Annotated in this window: 10 protein-coding genes; 1 reads left to right on the plus strand and 9 read right to left on the minus strand. The window is 54.3% G+C overall.

Annotation, left to right across the window (positions count from 1 at the left end):
• Window positions 1-103: 103 nt before the first annotated feature.
• Window positions 104-703 (plus strand): nitroreductase family protein, encoded by a 600-nt coding sequence (locus BN348_RS03855; protein ID WP_040196343.1) that lies wholly within the window; start codon window positions 104-106, stop codon window positions 701-703.
• A gap of 679 nt (window positions 704-1,382) precedes the next feature.
• Here BN348_RS03855 and BN348_RS03860 read toward each other — a convergent pair.
• The 9 genes from BN348_RS03860 to BN348_RS03905 all read right to left on the minus strand — a co-directional run bounded on the left by BN348_RS03860 (window position 1,383) and on the right by BN348_RS03905 (window position 15,820).
• The gene (locus BN348_RS03860; RefSeq protein WP_242844301.1) at window positions 1,383-1,775 is read right to left on the minus strand and encodes an intracellular growth attenuator family protein; all 393 of its coding nucleotides are present in this window, start codon (window positions 1,773-1,775) and stop codon (window positions 1,383-1,385) included.
• Window positions 1,776-1,812: 37 nt separating this feature from the next.
• Complete coding sequence (locus BN348_RS03865; RefSeq protein WP_040196345.1) at window positions 1,813-2,592, minus strand: putative ABC transporter permease; 780 nt, start codon at window positions 2,590-2,592, stop codon at window positions 1,813-1,815.
• 23 nt (window positions 2,593-2,615) lie between these two features.
• On the minus strand, window positions 2,616-4,004 hold the full coding sequence (locus BN348_RS03870) for an MATE family efflux transporter (protein ID WP_040196346.1): 1,389 nt from the start codon (window positions 4,002-4,004) through the stop codon (window positions 2,616-2,618).
• 236 nt (window positions 4,005-4,240) lie between these two features.
• Entirely contained in the window at window positions 4,241-6,082 is a 1,842-nt protein-coding gene (gene ftsH / locus BN348_RS03875) for an ATP-dependent zinc metalloprotease FtsH (RefSeq protein WP_040196348.1), read from the minus strand.
• Window positions 6,075-6,557 (minus strand): MarR family winged helix-turn-helix transcriptional regulator, encoded by a 483-nt coding sequence (locus BN348_RS03880; protein WP_052446688.1) that lies wholly within the window; start codon window positions 6,555-6,557, stop codon window positions 6,075-6,077. Before BN348_RS03880 ends, ftsH begins: the two co-directional genes overlap by 8 nt.
• A 426-nt stretch (window positions 6,558-6,983) precedes the next feature.
• Window positions 6,984-11,027 (minus strand): glycoside hydrolase family 3 N-terminal domain-containing protein, encoded by a 4,044-nt coding sequence (locus BN348_RS12960; RefSeq protein ID WP_278247736.1) that lies wholly within the window; start codon window positions 11,025-11,027, stop codon window positions 6,984-6,986.
• The gene (locus BN348_RS14290; protein ID WP_197068275.1) at window positions 10,955-11,497 is read right to left on the minus strand and encodes a glycoside hydrolase family 3 C-terminal domain-containing protein; all 543 of its coding nucleotides are present in this window, start codon (window positions 11,495-11,497) and stop codon (window positions 10,955-10,957) included. Before BN348_RS14290 ends, BN348_RS12960 begins: the two co-directional genes overlap by 73 nt.
• Before the next feature lie 1,274 nt (window positions 11,498-12,771).
• Window positions 12,772-13,518, minus strand: a complete 747-nt coding sequence (locus BN348_RS03900) for a peptidylprolyl isomerase (RefSeq protein WP_082020776.1) — start codon at window positions 13,516-13,518, stop codon at window positions 12,772-12,774.
• Between the two features lie 382 nt (window positions 13,519-13,900).
• Window positions 13,901-15,820 carry an ABC transporter ATP-binding protein gene (locus BN348_RS03905; protein WP_040196351.1) on the minus strand — a complete coding sequence of 640 codons (1,920 nt, stop codon included), beginning with the start codon at window positions 15,818-15,820 and terminating at the stop codon, window positions 13,901-13,903.
• Window positions 15,821-15,872 lie beyond the last annotated feature (52 nt).

A 15,872-nucleotide genomic window follows, 5' to 3' on the forward strand; every position in this document is an offset into this window, starting at 1 on the left:
AGAGAGCACGGGCCGCATATATTTCTGAAAGAATCCAAACATAGATGGGTGAGAACAGAACATACTATGTAGGAGAAATCCCATTCAGAACAGGAGGCAGACCATGTCCAAAGATTTTTTAGATTCAATCCGTTCCCGGCGCAGCATCTATATGATCGGCAAGCAGCCGGGCATATCAGATGAACGCATAGCGGAGCTGATCCGTCAGGCTCTGCAGTATACGCCGTCATCCTTCAATATGCAGAGCGCCCGCGCGGTTTTGCTGCTGCACGAGCAGCACGACGAGCTGTGGAGCATTGTGCTTGAGACGCTGAGAAAGGTGACCGAACCGGAGAAATTCGGAGCCACGCAGCAGAAAATCGGATCGTTTGCGGCCGGCTATGGAACGGTGCTGTTTTTTGACGACACGTCGGTGGTTGGGAAATTTGCGAACAAGTTTCCGCTCTATCGGGACAACTTTCCCGTGTGGGCGCAGCAGTCGAACGGCATGTTCCAGTTTTCAGTCTGGAATCTGCTGGAAGCCGAAGGGCTTGGCGCAAACCTGCAGCACTACAATCCGCTGATCGACGAGCAGGTCAAGGAGCGGTGGGATATTCCGGATGTCTGGCAGCTCATCGCACAGATGCCGTTTGGAAATCCAACCGGCGAAGCGGGGGAGAAGACCTTTCAGGATATTGACCAGCGGTTTAAAATGTACAGATAACAAACAGCATCACAGGATGCAGCCTTATTTATTCCATTTGGCAATATTGTTTTGAAAATTAATAGGAATTTGTGAGATAGATTGTTTTCTATGATGCTCGGCGGTTCTTTTATGATGTAATCTTTGTTCCGCAGCGGCGCAGCGGTTCCACTTTGTTTACCAAGTGACACTTGGCATAGTGGTTGTTACTTCTTTGCCGGCCAAAGAAGTAACCAAGAAAGGCCGTTCAAGGGGCCAGCTGCGCTGGGGCATGCGCTACGCGTCACTGAAAAAGGAGAAGAGCCTATGACCACGCACCACAACAACACAGTAGAAAAAGCGGCGTAGCCGAGCGCCCCACCGCAGGTGGTGGCCCCCTTGAAAATCCCCTCCGATATCCCGTTTTCTGCTTCGGCCGCCTGCGGGCGGCGTTTTGCTTTTGGCAGGGTGGCTGAATGGCTGGTAGCAGAGGTTAACGTTCCCTGAGGTTTTCTTTGTCGGTACCCTGATTCCCGTAGCCACAGTGTTAATAATTCCTCAACCGAAGAACGCCATAAGCAATTTCTCCACCGCAGATGCCCCGTAACCGTTGTTTAAATAATTCCTCGACAGAGAACGCCGTAGGCGATTGCCCACCTCAGGTGGTTGTATTTTGATGGCATCAAAAGAGGACTCCGGACGATTGTCCGGAGTCCTCTTTTCAGGTTTTCTTAATAAACTTTGTGTGGCATTTTGGACAGGATATCTCGATCTTGCCGCGGCCCTTCGGAACGCGCAGCTGCTGGGAACACTGCGGACAGCGGTAGTAGCGATGGGTCTTGTCGCGCATCCGGCCGAAATGCCGGCTGAACCATCCTTTGACAGGATTCCAGAATTTTAAAAACACCAGATTCTCCGCATAACGCTTCTGGACATTGCGCGAAAGCATCCGGAAAAAGCACCAGGCTATCGGCAGCAGCGCGATGAGCATGAGATACGGCCATCTGATCGTTTGAGAGACGAGCGTCAACACAAAGTACAGGATCAGCAGGGCAAACGAAAGCTGGTCTGCTCCGTACCGTCCCATCATGAACCTTCTCAGCCAGTTCATCATATGAAAACTCCTTTCCTTTTTAAATTCAGTCTATGGATCATTTGATTTTATTCTTCCGTTTTTTGATCTCCCGGCGGATCTGGTCAAGCGCTTCCTGATGCTTCAGGGATTTCATGTTCGGAAAGGCTTTCAGGATGCGTCCGTGGGAATGCCGGTGCCGGGTCAAAAGATCGCCGACGCTTCGATTGATCTGTTCGATGCGCGCCTGCAGCGCGCTGCCGCGTTCCGGCTGCTGAAGGGCCTGCAGGCTCTGTGCGGTCTTCTCCTTCAGTTCCTCAAACAACTGATGGATCTGTTCAATTTTGCCGTTTAAGAGCAGCATTGAGCGGACTGTGTACAGGATATCGGCAAGCAGCAGGAGGAACAACGCTGCGGCAATCCACACAAGCGCGTTTTCAGGAATCTTTGAAAGCCACCGGTCGAAGCGGGGATGGATGATATGTACCAGTATAACCGACATCAGCCCAAACAGCAAGGAATTTCTGAGACAAATGCGTCCATGCAGGTTGAAAAGCCTGCCGGAGTAATTCCAGAGTGTCAAGTGGAAGAGCTTTTCCAGCAAAACGCTGGTGATGTATTCGATGACGCTGGTGACCGCCATGCTTGCCAGGAACAGCAGCGGCAGGTTGCTTGAAAACGGGCCGAACAGATTCAGCACCAGCAGCGCGCCGACGCCATAGATGGGGCAGAGCGGGCCGTTCAGAAAGCCGCGGTTTACAAATCTGCGCTGTCCGATCGAGCAGTAAATCGTTTCGCAGACCCATCCGATGACACTGTACAGCATCAGATACAAAAACTGGAGATAAACGGAATCCAAATACATCATCCTTTCAGGAATGGTCAATTGGAGGGAAGCGCCGCTTCCTTTTCGGCGCAGCCCTTCAGGATTCTTTTAAACTGCAGGCCGAACAGGATACAGGTGGCGGCGGTTGCAATGATATCCGCAATCGGTTCGGCCAGAAAGACCGCGAAAACCTTGTCGGAAAGGAAGCAGGGCAGAATGAAGATCAGCGGGATTAACAGCACAATTTTACGCAGCAGCGCCAGGAACAGCGAGCTTTTTGCCTGCCCGACCGCGATGAAGGTCTGCTGGCATGCGACCTGCGCGCCCAATATGAACGATGCGCCCAGATAGATGCGGATCGCCCAGATCGTGTACGATGTGAGACTGGCGTCTTCGGTAAAGATCAATATAAAGAGCTCGGGGAAAACCATCGCCACCGCCCACAGGATACCGGTAAAGCACAGACTGGAAATTAACAGCAGCTTGAAGGCCTTTTTCACCCGGCCGGGCTGCCCGGCCCCGTAGTTGTAGCCGATAATCGGCTGCGCGCCCTGCGTCAGGCCCATCAGCGGCAGCAGCACCACCTGCATCATACTGGCCAGAATGGCCATGGCGCCGACTGCGATGTCGCCGCCGTAGGTCTGCAGGGAAGCGTTCAGCGTGATGTTGACCAGGCTTTCGGTGCTCTGCATGATGAACGGCGAGACGCCCAGCGCAAGCACCGGCAGGATGATATGCTTTCGCGGGATCATATATTTCTTCTGGATGCGCAGCTTGGTTTTCTTTCCGAACAGGAACCACAGCACCCAGATCGAAGAGACTGCCTGCGAGAGGATCGTCGCGAGCGCCGCGCCCTGAACGCCCATGCCGAAGACGAAGATGAAGATTGGGTCGAGCACGATGTTGATCACCGCGCCGATGACGACGGTCATCATGCTCGTAGTCGCGAATCCCTGCGAGGAGATGAACGCGTTGAGCCCCAGCGCCAGCTGTACAAAGATCGTGCCGCAGACATAGATGTTCATGTAAGCGCTGGCATAGGGCAGCGTGCTTTCACTGGCGCCGAACATCATGAGCAGCGGTTTGCCAAATATGAGGAAAACGGCGGTCAGCACCACCGAGATGCCCAGCAGCACGGTAAAGCAGTTGCCGAGGATATGTTCGGCGCCGTCATTGTCCTGTCTTCCCATACAGATCGACGCGCGCGGCGCGCCGCCCATACCGATCAGCGAGCTGAACGCGGCAATGATCATGATGATGGGGAAGGTGACGCCGACGCCGGTCAGCGCGGCCGGGCCGATATCAGGAATGTGGCCGATGTACATCCGGTCCACAATGTTGTACAGCATATTGATGATCTGCGCCGCAATGGCGGGAACAGCCAGCTTGAACAGCAGCTTTCCGACGCTGTCGCGGCCGAGATCGGTGTTTTGTTTGGCAGTCAATTACAATCGCTCCTTCTTCTATTATGATACTTATGCATTCTGGGAATGATGTCAGAACATCTTTTTAGATGGTTTCATGCGGTTTTACAGTGTGGCGCCTTGGATAAGCGGATGAACCGCTCCGCTTAAACCGGCATGGATCCCATTTTGATGTTTGAGGGAATTGAATGGTATCTGGTTCAGCAGAACGGCTGTGTTGGATGACGTTTAAACAAACAATATTCCGGTTAAACGATTTATTTCTTTAGATTGACCGTTGAGCCGTTGAGAATCTCCATGAATTCCTCTCCGGAGATGGTTTCTTTCTCCAGCAGGTAGGCCGCCAGCTCATGCAGCTTTTCCATGTTTTCCTTCAGGATGCCAACGGCTTTTTCATGCGCGGATTTGATGATTGAAAGAACCTCACCGTCAATCCTCGCAGCGGTTTCAGGCGAGCAGGCAAGCGACGCGTCGCCGCCCAGATACTGGTTCGAGAGGGTCTCCAATGCCATCATGTCAAATTCCCTGCTCATGCCGAGCCGCGTGACCATCGCGCGCGCAATCCTTGTGGCCTGTTCGATGTCGTTGGATGCGCCGGAGGTGAAGGTGCCGAAGATCAGCTCCTCCGCGCTGCGGCCGCCGGTGAAGGTGACGATCTTGTTGAACGCCTCCTCCTTGGACATCAGGTTGGTTTCCCCCTCCTCAAGCTGCATGGTGTAGCCAAGCGCGCCGGAGGTGCGCGGAACAATCGTGATCTTATGTACGGGTGCGGAATCGGTTTGTTTGGCCGCGACGAGTGCGTGTCCGATTTCATGGTAAGCGACGATCTGTTTTTCCTTCGGCGAGATGACCGCGCCCTTGCGCTGATAGCCCGCGATGACCACCTCGACAGCCTCGTCGAAATCGTTCTGAACGACCTGCGGCCGCCCTTCTCTGACAGCGTGCAGCGCCGCTTCGTTCACGATGTTCGCAAGCTCCGCGCCCGACGCGCCGGCGGTCGCCCGTGCGACGGCGTTGTAGTCGATGTGGCCGTCGGTCACGATATTCCCGGCATGCACCCGCAGGATGGCCTCGCGGCCCTTGAGGTCCGGAAGCTCCACCGGAATCCGCCGGTCAAACCGGCCGGGGCGCAGCAGCGCCTTGTCCAGCGTGTCCGGGCGGTTGGTCGCGGCTAGGATGACCACGCCCTTGCTGGAGTCGAAGCCGTCCATCTCGGTCAGCAGCTGGTTGAGGGTCTGCTCGCGCTCGTCGTTCGAGCTGAACTGGCCGCTGTCGCGCTTCTTACCGATGGTGTCGATCTCATCGATAAAGACGATGCAGGGCGCTTTCTCCTGCGCCTGTTTGAACAGGTCGCGCACCCTTGCGGCGCCCATGCCGACGAACATCTCGATGAATTCTGAACCGGAAATCGAGAAGAACGGTACATTCGCCTCGCCGGCGACCGCTTTTGCGAGCAGCGTCTTGCCGGTTCCCGGAGGGCCCACCAGCAGTGCGCCTTTCGGCATCAGCGCGCCGACGCTTTTATACTTGTCCGGAGAATGCAGAAAATCGACGATCTCGCCGAGTGCCTCCTTGGCTTCGTCCTGGCCGGCGACATCCGCGAAGGTCTTGCCGGTCTGTGCCGCCACATAGACCTTCGCTTTGTTTTGTGAAAAGGTCATCGCGTTGGCACCGCCGCCCATCTTCTTCTGCAGCATGCGGGAGAACAGCAGGCCCAGCAGGGAGAACATCGCGATCGGAAGAATCCAGGTCAGCAAAAAGCTGGTCAGCGGAGAGTTTTCCTGTGGGATAACCTGCGTAAATTGGACGTCTGCGGCGTAAAGCTTCTCGACAAGGCCCGGATCGTCCATGCGTCCGGTGATGTAGATGCTGTCCTTTCCCTCGTCGTTCTGTGCCAGAAAGGCGATTTCATGCTCGTCAATTTCAGCCTTTGTGACCTCACCCTTTTCCACACGGGCCAGAAAGGTGCCGTAGTCAACCTCTGTGACCTGGCTTTTCATGACAGCCGGGAACACAAAGGTGTTGAGCAGCAGAAGGATGAGCAAAGCGATCATGCAGTAATAGATCAGCGGTTTTTTGGGTGATTTAACTTTATCCATAGAGCTGTACTCCTTTTTCCGCAGGAGGCTCCTGCGTATGTTTTAAACGCTGCAGCAGGCGGCGCAGCTTTTTAAGTCCCTCGATGATGTTGTCGAGATCCTCTTCCTTTTCTCCGTCCAGGCATTGGGAGTACCGCTGGATGAGCAGTTCATCCACCTCATGGATGGTGTCTTTCCCCTGCCCGGACAATGTGACCTTGACGACGCGCTCATCGCTGTGATCCCGGATGCGGGTGACAAATCCGAGCTGCTGGAGCTTTTTGCACATGGCGGACATGTTGCCGCCCGCAATGCCGATGGTTTTTCCAAGCGCCCCAATGCTCTGCGCGCCGTTCATGTTCAGCTCCAGCAGGATGCGGACCTGAATCATCGTCAGCCCATAGTTCTGCGTGATGGGCTGGAAGATGGTTTCCATGTCGTCGGAGACACCGCGCAGAAGGTCCCAGATCTGGTCTTTGAATGATGTTAGATTCATAACAGCCTCCCAACAATATGATATGAGATATATTATATATGTTTTATATATAATATATCTCATATCAGGCATTGTCAATGCATATAGGACAGGGTTTACAGATCGTTCGCAGTTTCAGCAGGGTAACGGTGCAGGAAGGCTGCGGTCATGGAGCGGATGAAGCTTGACGGAAAGTACGTTATGGGATTTATATCGGCGGAAATCAAAATAAAGTGAGCTGTGTACCTGCACCTTGCGTTTCCGGCGTGAAGCATCGGATAGGCGTCCCGCTTTTCCACAGCACGGCAGATGAAGCTGTTTGCAGCGGCATCCGAATGCGCCGCGCCGCTTTCTTTCCGGTATGCTGTCCCGTCAGAATGCACAAACGGACAAAGACAAAGGGAGGCCGCCCGAGGGCGCCTCCCTTTGTTCCGAATGGTTTATGTTTTAAATGACAGTATCATTGAGGATAGCAAGCTTGAGCATGACCAGATCAAAGATGTTGATGCGGCTGTCGCCGTTGACATCGGCAGCGAAGTCCTGTGCCGCGCTGTAAGCGTCGCGGCCGAGGATTCTGCCTTTCATCGAGAGCAGGTCGATGACGGAGGATCTTCCGTCTCCGTTCACATCGCCGCTGACCGCGATGGCCAGAACGTCGGTGGTGACGCCGTCTGCGGTCACGATGACCTGGCAGCCGGTGCCGACATACGCGCCGTCGTTAAGCGCGTTGCCCTGGGCGTCAACGATGCTGATCTCGCTTCCCGCAGGAACGGAGAAGCTGGAGAGCAGGTCTGCCGGCTCGGTTCCTGTGCTGACGCCGGTGACGACGTTGTAGGACCGGTTGATCTCGATGCCCGCGGTATTCGAGGTCGCCTGTGCCTTGTTCTGCGCGGCGAGCCATTCCATGATGGTGGTCTCTTCACCGTTCAGCAGGACGGGCGTGCCGTCGTAATCCAGTGTGCATTCGTTGTTCAGCGTGTAAATCCAGGACCAGTGTCCCATGTACTGATACGGTGTGCCGTCCGCGTTGGTGTACTTGCCGGAGGTGTCGACGACATCCTTAAAGTAGGAGAAGTGGACGTTCGAAGCGCCGGCTTCGATCAGGCGGTTGTAGGTCGGAATCGCCGTTTCAGACGGTTTGACGGTGGTGTCGTTCGCGGCCTGGGTGATCCAGATCGGGAGGTCCTTGAGGTTCTCGATGTCCTGATCGCTGATGTACTGGTCCGGCAGCGCCTCGCAGATCGGATATGCCGCTGCGAAGTAGTCCGGATGCGCGATGATCATCTTCATGGTCATAAAGCCGCCGTTGGAGCAGCCGCCGATGTAGATGCGGTTCATATCGATGTCGTCATTGGCTGCGACATACTCTTCAATCAGGTTCATCAGCGCGCCTTCATACATCGTGCTGCCGTCGGTGTTGTATCCGCCGGAGCCGTCGTCCATCCACATGGTCGGCGCCTGTGGGGTCAGGACGTACGCGCCGTCAAAGTACTGCTGGATGTCGTCGGTTGCCAGGTTGACCACCTTGTTGCCCAGATGGACGACATCCGGATCGGTGCCGCCTTCACCCGCGCCGTGCAGCCAGATGATCAGCGGGTTCTTCTTCTCGTCCTCAGCCGGGGACCAGGAGCCGTAATTCAGGGTGATGTCGCCGTATTTCTCATCGGTGTAGGAGACAGAGCCCTTTTCGAATTCATCGGCAATCAGGTTCTTCTGGCCGGCACTCTTGTCAATGACCAGATCGGAGATGGTCTTGTCGCCTGCCGCGAAGTCCTTGAGCTGCGTGACCGTATAAGCGGAGTCGACCCACTCGTTGTGGCCGCCGCCGAAGAAGTTGTAGTTGAACGGTGAGCCGAGCGTCAATGTCGGTCCAACCGGCATTTCAATCGTGACATACCTGCTGGAACCGTCAACCGCCGCGCCGTTTTTATCGGACAGGTAAGCGGAAGTGACCGCGCGGTCGCCCTTGCTCTCTCCCCAGATACCGCCGCCGGTGCGTTCCACATAGACGCCGAAGGTATCCTTGTCAATCGAGCCGGCATCGGCCTTTACGCCGAGATCGACGACCAGCTTGGTGATGGCCGGACCCCAGTCGAAGCCCTCCACGATGGCGGTGTAGTTCGATTTAATCGGCGCGTCCGGATCGATTGGAGGATCGGCCAGGACGGCGCGGAACTGCGGGGATTCCATGATGAAGCTGAGCAGCGCCTTGGCGGATTTCTGCAGATCGCCGAGTGCGATGGTTGGATTCTTCTCTTTCCAGTTGCCGATATAGGTGACGGTTTTGCTGCCGTCTTCATTTTCCGTGACGGTTGCGGTGCCGGCAGTGACTTTTTTCTGTACATCGCTGCTGAGCGTAACGCCCGCCGCAACGGTGGTGGAAACGGTGGAAGCGCCGCCCTTTTTGAGAACGAAGTCGTTCCAGTCTTCCTTCTTCAAAAAGCCGTAAAGCAGCTGATAGGTGACATATCCGTCGGCGGTGAACGATGGCTGTGCGATTACCGGCTGTGCGTTCAGAACGTCCGCGGCATGTCCGCCCGGCATGATCACGTCGTTTCCGGCGTGCATGGACTGGGCCGGGTCGGCGTTGGTGTACCAGTCGGTTGTGATAAATCCATCGAAGCCCCACTCGCCGCGCAGGATGTCGGTGCACAGGTCATAGTTTGCGGCGGCGGAGATGCCGTTGACCCTGTTGTAAGAGGTCATCAGGGATTTCGGTTTGGCGTTTTTGATGGCAATTTCAAAGCCCTTCAGGTAAATTTCACGGGAGGTGCGTTCGCCAATCGAGCTGTTGGAGGTCTGACGGTCGGATTCCTGGTTGTTGCCCATATAGTGCTTGGTGGTGACCGTGATGCCGCTGTCGACCGACTGCAGGCCGCCGATCACATTGGTTGCGGTGATGCCGCTGACGACCGGGTCTTCGGAGTAATACTCGAAGTTGCGTCCGCACAGCGGGTTGCGGTGGATGTTCATGCCCGGCGCCAGCCAGATGGTGACGCCGAATTCGACCATCTCTTCACCGACAGCCTGGCCGACCTCGTTGATCAGGTCCTTGTCCCAGGTCTGCGCAAGCAGCGTGCCGATCGGGAACGCGGTCGCATACTGGTAGTATTTTGTTCCGTTCTGTTCGTATTCCTTGGTGATGCGGATACCGGCCGGTCCATCGGACAGGACGATATTCGGGATGAAGTACTTATAGAAGAAATCTCCGGTGGTTTCGCCTGCCGCACCGTTGACGGTGTTGGCCTGTGCGCCGACGACCGCCTGGCTTCCGCCCATGCCGATGCCGTTGACGAGCTTCGCAAGCTCGCTGACGTTCATGCTGGCCACGAGCTGGTCCAGACTGGTTTCGCCGTTGTAGACCGAGATCAGGTTCAGTTTGTCCGCGTCAACCGGGGAGACATACTCGATATTCTCTTCATAGGTGGTGCCGTCGTTGAAGGTGTAGGAGGACGGCTCATAGCTGTCGTCGCCTTCAAGCAGGTAGGTGGTGACGCTCTGGTCATCATAGGGGCTTGCGTTGTTGACCGTCTCAATGCTGTCAGCCGCCAGTTCGATGACCGGCGCCGCCGCGATCTCATCGGCTTCGCCCTCGTAAGTATACGGAACCGCGCCGGCCTTGCTCAGCTCTTCAAATTCCTGGTCGCAGACCAGCTGGTTGGAAAGCTGCTCGGTGGTGACGGTTTTGTCCAGACGGACAACCGCGCCGACTTCGGTGTTTCTGGAGGAGTTGCCCACACGGATGACATAGTCGCCCGCGTCCATGACATAGGCGGCCAGCTCCTCATCGTAGGAGGACATGTCCGTGGTGTTGAAGGAAACGGTGAGCTGCTGGCTTTCGCCCGGTGCGAGCAGATCGGTCTTTTCGTAATCCGCCAGCTCCTGATACGGTTTTTCCAGCGTGCCGTCCGGAGCCGAGAAATAAACCTCTACGACCTCTTTGCCGGCATAGGTGTCGCCGGTGTTGGTGACGGTGGCGTTGACCGTGACCTTGTCCGCATCCGCATAGACCGTGTTTACATCGATGGTGAAATCGGTGTAGGACAGGCCGTAGCCGAATTCATAGGCCGGCGTGACGCCGAATGTATCGAAATAACGGTAGCCGTTGTAGATGCCTTCTGTGTAGTTTTCCTGCAGGCTGTCGCCGTCATTCTTAGCGAAGGTTTCAGAGGAAGGATAGTCCTCATAGTCGACCGCCCAGGTGTCGGTCAGCTTGCCGGACGGGGTGACCGCGCCGGAAAGCACCCTTTCGAGCGCCGTGCCGCTTTCGCAGCCCGCCTGCGACATCAGAAGCAGGGAATCGAGCCCTTCGATTTCACCGAAGAATTTGGTGTCCATGATACCGCCGGAATTCAGCACGACCACAACGTTTTCGAATGCCGCGCCGAGCTTTTCCAGGTTGGCGCGCTCCACGTCGCTCAGGAGATAGTCGCCGCCTGTGACGGTGCGGTCCTTGAATTCGCCGGCCGTCCTTCCAACGACATAGACGATGGTGTCGAGCCCGCATCAGCGACCGCCGCGATATCGTCGTCAGTCAGCGCGATGTCGTCCGCCAAAGGCTGTGCGCCGAGGATGGAGGACTGCGGCGCGTCGTCCTGCAGAACCTGCCAGGCGTCCAGCCAGTCCCTGGTCACGATATCGTAGCCGGCCTCCTCCATGGCCTCGCGGACTGTCACGACATGCCTGGAGTTGACGTCGCCGGAGCCGGTGCCGCCTTTCACGGTGGCCTGTGCGCCGCCGCCGTACAGCGCGATCTTTTTGGTGTGCAGAGGCAACGCGTTGTTCTGGTTTTCAAGGAGCACCATGCCCTCGCTTGCAGCCCGCATGGACAGCGCAGCATTTCTTGTTTCACGCTCGCTGACCGAAGGATCGGTCGTTGCGGCGAACGAGGTGATGCTGCCGGAAAGAACCATTGCGCCAGCCAGTACGCAGGCCAATGTCTTTTTCATGTTTTTACGCATGTTGTTTTTCCTCCTTTTTGTCATAGAATTCTGTCTTTCTTTTGGGGCATGCTGCAGATCGTAAACAGTGATGATGGTATCGTTTTCCCAAGACATACTGGATAACAGTGATTGTATCTATACAGATGATCCTTTTGCGAAAAAGAGCCACAGTAAACCTGCTCCCTTATTTTCCGTACAATTGCAAAGGACGGTACCGGAAATTTGCCCGTTTTTGATTTGGCCGATGGGTTCTGCATCAGTTCCTGATTGACAGCCATGTCGGGAAACGCTGTTTTTATTGCCTGTTTTACCATCTTTCTGCATGCCGCTGCTTCACAATATCCCAGGAAGGCATATATGAGAAGTGTTTTTCATTCCTGTGAATATTTCCATAATAATGTAACAGATAAAAATGAATAAACGTAATTGAAAAACACAATAAATTGTAAACGATTGTGCAATATAGCCAAATGTATGCGGGATGACAGCCGGTGGAATCGGTGTGTTTTGTGGTAAATTGCACAAGTAATAATTAAAAAAATAAAATAATACAAATTGGAATCTTTACGCCGATTGGAAAAGAAAAGCACATATAGGAGAGATAATTGTCCATATTCGTGAAATAAATGTACAGGTTGCTTCACAATCGGTGAAAGGCAGTATTGGTGAAAGATTGTTCAAATACGGAAGGTGCAATCGATCGCAGTCTGCAACAATATTGATGGAAGCAGAAGTTGACCATGGAATGATGATATGGAAAAAACAGAACGGAATTTTTTATGCAGTTTGCTAAATGTCGAAATTGTAATATATATCCATAAAATGATCTTCAATTTGATGATGTCGTTTAAAACAATATGTAATATCAGCCGGCTCATACGTCTCTCCAGGTGTAAAAAGTGAACAATCGCGCTGCATGAAAAAGCTTTCTGACAGGAGATTACATTTTTAAACAAAGAAATGCAGCTTTATGTGTAAACTTCGGTGGCTGAAACCTCTTAAAAAGCCATCAGTTGAACCGATGGTCCGGACCCGAAGGCATGGATAATGGCTGGCCTGCAAAGAAGCACGGTGTAATCCGACTCATATATCACATGCACAGTGCTTCTAGGGCAATGAAACGTTCCGATGGCTCTTCATTCTGAAGTACGCATCTTTTATTGCCATTCATTTTGCTCCATGCCTGAAGCCAATCATAATGGAAGAATCTCTGCCGGTATAGACGTAGTTTCTGACACAATAAAAAAGCTCCTATCCGGACATCCCGGATAGGAGCTCTCAAAAACAATGGATTATTTTACAGTTTCTACGGTGATCTTATTGATCACGATGTCTTTTGTTGGTTTGTCGTTCGAATCGACCTCTGCGGCCGCGATTTTATCGACGACATCCATGCCCTCGATGACCTGGCCGAAAACGGTGTAGTTCTGATCGAGTGTCGGGTAACCGCCGACCTTTGCGTACATCTCTTTGACCTTATCGGTGAAGATCGTAGAAGCGTCGATAGTGTCAAGGCCGGAACTCTGTCTGGACTGGTTGACATAATCGCCCGCCTGGGTCCAGTAGTCATCCGATGTCATGTTGGCGGTCGGGTTTGCCTGTACGATGAAGAACTGGCTGCCCTGGCTCTCCGGATCCATGGTTCTCGCCATTGAAACTGCGCCACGGAAATGGTTGAGCTTTGTGCTCAGTTCCAATCCGAATTCCTTGCCGAAGATGCTTTCACCGCCCATACCGGTTCCCTGCGGGTCGCCGGTCTGCGTCATAAATTCATTGATGACCCTGTGGAAGATGACGCCGTTGTAATAGCCTTCCTTCGCGTGGGTCAGGAAGTTTTCAACAGCCTTCGGGGCTTCGTCGGGGAAAAACATAATCTTGATGTTGCCTTCTGTGGTTTCCAGCGTCGCGATCTCGCTGCCGCTCTTCGGATCCTGGAACTGGATCAGATCGGTGCTGGAATCCGCGTACTGGTTCTTTGCCTCTACGGCATTGCCGCCTGAACCTGAATTATTGCCTCCACACGCTGTAAACATACTCATGGTAAGCACCCCCGCTGCACATAAACTCAGTATTTTCAATGTCTTTTTCAAATTCGATTCACCTCAATAAAAAATTGTACTGTTCCATTCTATCATAAATTCGCAAGAAATCAATGCCAAATGAAGAGATTTGACGGTTTTTCTCAAATTTTTCAGAATGTATTCACCCGTCCGTACCAATCTCCACATACCCATCAGATAACAAATCCGCTCAGAATGTCTTTCAGCCAGTACCATGCCCCAGACGCAGGCGGAAATTTTCATCATATATGGATCGGAAGCGGGTGGGTTATTTCCAAAGGCTTTCCGTTTTTTAATCCGGGTTTTGCCGCTGTGCCGTCTTCATATACGGATCGCCGTGTTCCGCCCGGATGCGAAAGCATCACGCTTCTTCCTGCAGCAGCACCCATTCGTCCATCAGGTCGGAAAGCTGGCTGCGAAGCTCCTGGAGCATCGAGCAGTTCTGCTGCAGCAGTTCATAGTCCGCCGCGTTTGCCGGGTCGGCGATGCTCTGCTCGAGTTCCCGGATCTGTGCCTCGGCCGCGTCGATCTGCGTCTCCAGCGTTCTGAGCTTCTGCCTCTGCTGTACCTCCAGCCGCTTCTGTTCGCGGGAACGGTAGCCGGAGGTTTTGCCCTTCTCCCGTTTTTCCTCCCGTTCGGTCTGAACCGCCTGTTCCTCCTCCAGCTTTTTCTGCGCCAGATAGAAGTCGAAGTTGCCGCCGTAAAGCCGGACGCCTTTGTCGTCCAGTTCGATGATCCGGTCGGGGATCTTGTTGAGCAGATAGCGGTCATGCGAGACCAAAAGCACGGTGCCTTCATACTCCGAAAGCGCCTTGTCCAGCACCTCCTTGGACGGCAGGTCCAGATGGTTGGTCGGCTCGTCCATCACCAGCACGTTGGATTCCTCGAGCATCAGGATCGCGAACATCAGCTTCGCGCGTTCGCCGCCGCTGATGACCGAAACCTTTTTATAGATGTTCTCGCCGCTGATCAGCACGCCGCCCAGCGCCTTGCGGATCTCGAGATCCAGCAGCTGCGGGAAGCGGCGGCGCATCTCGTCAAAGACCGTGTTGTCCGGATGCAGGCTCTGGCCCTCCTGGTCATAGAAGCTGCACTTGACGTTCCTTGCCCAGACGATGCGCCCGCCCTGATGCGGGATTCTTCCAAGCAGCGCTTTGAGCAGCGAGGATTTGCCGATGCCGTTCGCGCCGATGAACGCCACCTTTTCGCCGCGCTTGGCGTCGAAGGTCGCTTTGTCCAGCAGTTCCTTCTGTGTGTTTCCTTCTCCGACCGTCAGGCACAGCCGGTCGACCTCAAGCAGGTCAAACGGCGGACGCTGGTTGACGCTGAAGGTGAAATGCGGCACCTTCGGCCGTGCCGGCGGCTTCTCGATGACATCCATCTTCTCAAGCGCACGCAGCCGGCTCTTCGCGCTCTGCGAGGTTGAGGCACGCGCGATGTTCTTCTCGACGTAGGTCTGCATCGACTGGATGGTCTGCTGCTGGATCTCATATTCCTTCTGCCAGTGGGAAAGCATCTCTTCCTTCAAATCGAGGTAGCGGGTGTAATTGCCCTTGTAGGTGTACAGCCGGTGCCGTTCGATCTCGCAGCAGATGTCCACCAGCTTGTCCAGAAAATAGCGGTCATGCGAGACAACCAGCAGCGCGCCCTTGTAGGTCTTGAGGTATTCCTCCAGCCAGAGCAGCGTCTTGAAGTCCAGATGGTTGGTCGGTTCATCCAGAATCAGCAGGTCCGGCTGCTCGAGCAGCAGCTTGGAAAGAGCAAGCCGGGTTTTCTCGCCGCCGCTCAGGGTATTGATGACGGTGTTTCGGTCCTTGTCGTCAAAGCCCATGCCGTTCAGGATGGTTTTGATCCTGACGTCGATCAGATAGCCGTCGTTCTGTTCGTAGTATTCCTGCTTTCTGGCATATTCCTCCGAAAGCTGCCGGTACTGTGCGCTTTCGTGATCGCCGATTTCACCCATCTGCTTTTCCAATGCGCGCAGTGTGTGTTCCAGCTCGATGAGCTCGCGGAAAACCGAGCGCATCTCCTCCCAGATGGTTGCGTCGCGTTCAAGCCCGCTGTTCTGCCGCAGGTAGCCGATGCGCAGGTTCTGCGCGCGCGAAACGGTGCCGCTGTCCTCATCCTCTTCCCCGATGAGAATGCGAAGCAGTGTGGATTTTCCGGCTCCGTTGACGCCGATGAGTCCGATCCGGTCATGTTCGTTGATCTTGAAATCCACATTTTCCAGTATGAGGTTGCCGTTATAGCTTTTACATACCTGCTCTAACTGTACGATCATGTTTGATACTCCCAATTCTTCTGATTTGTCGTTCAGAAAAGATTATAGCAAG

This window comes from Candidatus Soleaferrea massiliensis AP7 (assembly GCF_000820765.1).
Classification (GTDB): domain Bacteria; phylum Bacillota; class Clostridia; order Oscillospirales; family Ruminococcaceae; genus Soleaferrea; species Soleaferrea massiliensis.

Coding starts and splice junctions, on each gene's coding strand:
- BN348_RS03860 (WP_242844301.1), bottom strand. CDS start 1,775: ATGATGAACTGGCTGAGAAGGTTCATGATGGGACGGTACGGAGCAGAC.
- BN348_RS03905 (WP_040196351.1), bottom strand. CDS start 15,820: ATGATCGTACAGTTAGAGCAGGTATGTAAAAGCTATAACGGCAACCTC.
- BN348_RS03855 (WP_040196343.1), top strand. CDS start 104: ATGTCCAAAGATTTTTTAGATTCAATCCGTTCCCGGCGCAGCATCTAT.
- BN348_RS14290 (WP_197068275.1), bottom strand. CDS start 11,497: ATGCGTAAAAACATGAAAAAGACATTGGCCTGCGTACTGGCTGGCGCA.
- BN348_RS03880 (WP_052446688.1), bottom strand. CDS start 6,557: ATGAATCTAACATCATTCAAAGACCAGATCTGGGACCTTCTGCGCGGT.
- ftsH (WP_040196348.1), bottom strand. CDS start 6,082: ATGGATAAAGTTAAATCACCCAAAAAACCGCTGATCTATTACTGCATG.
- BN348_RS03900 (WP_082020776.1), bottom strand. CDS start 13,518: ATGAGTATGTTTACAGCGTGTGGAGGCAATAATTCAGGTTCAGGCGGC.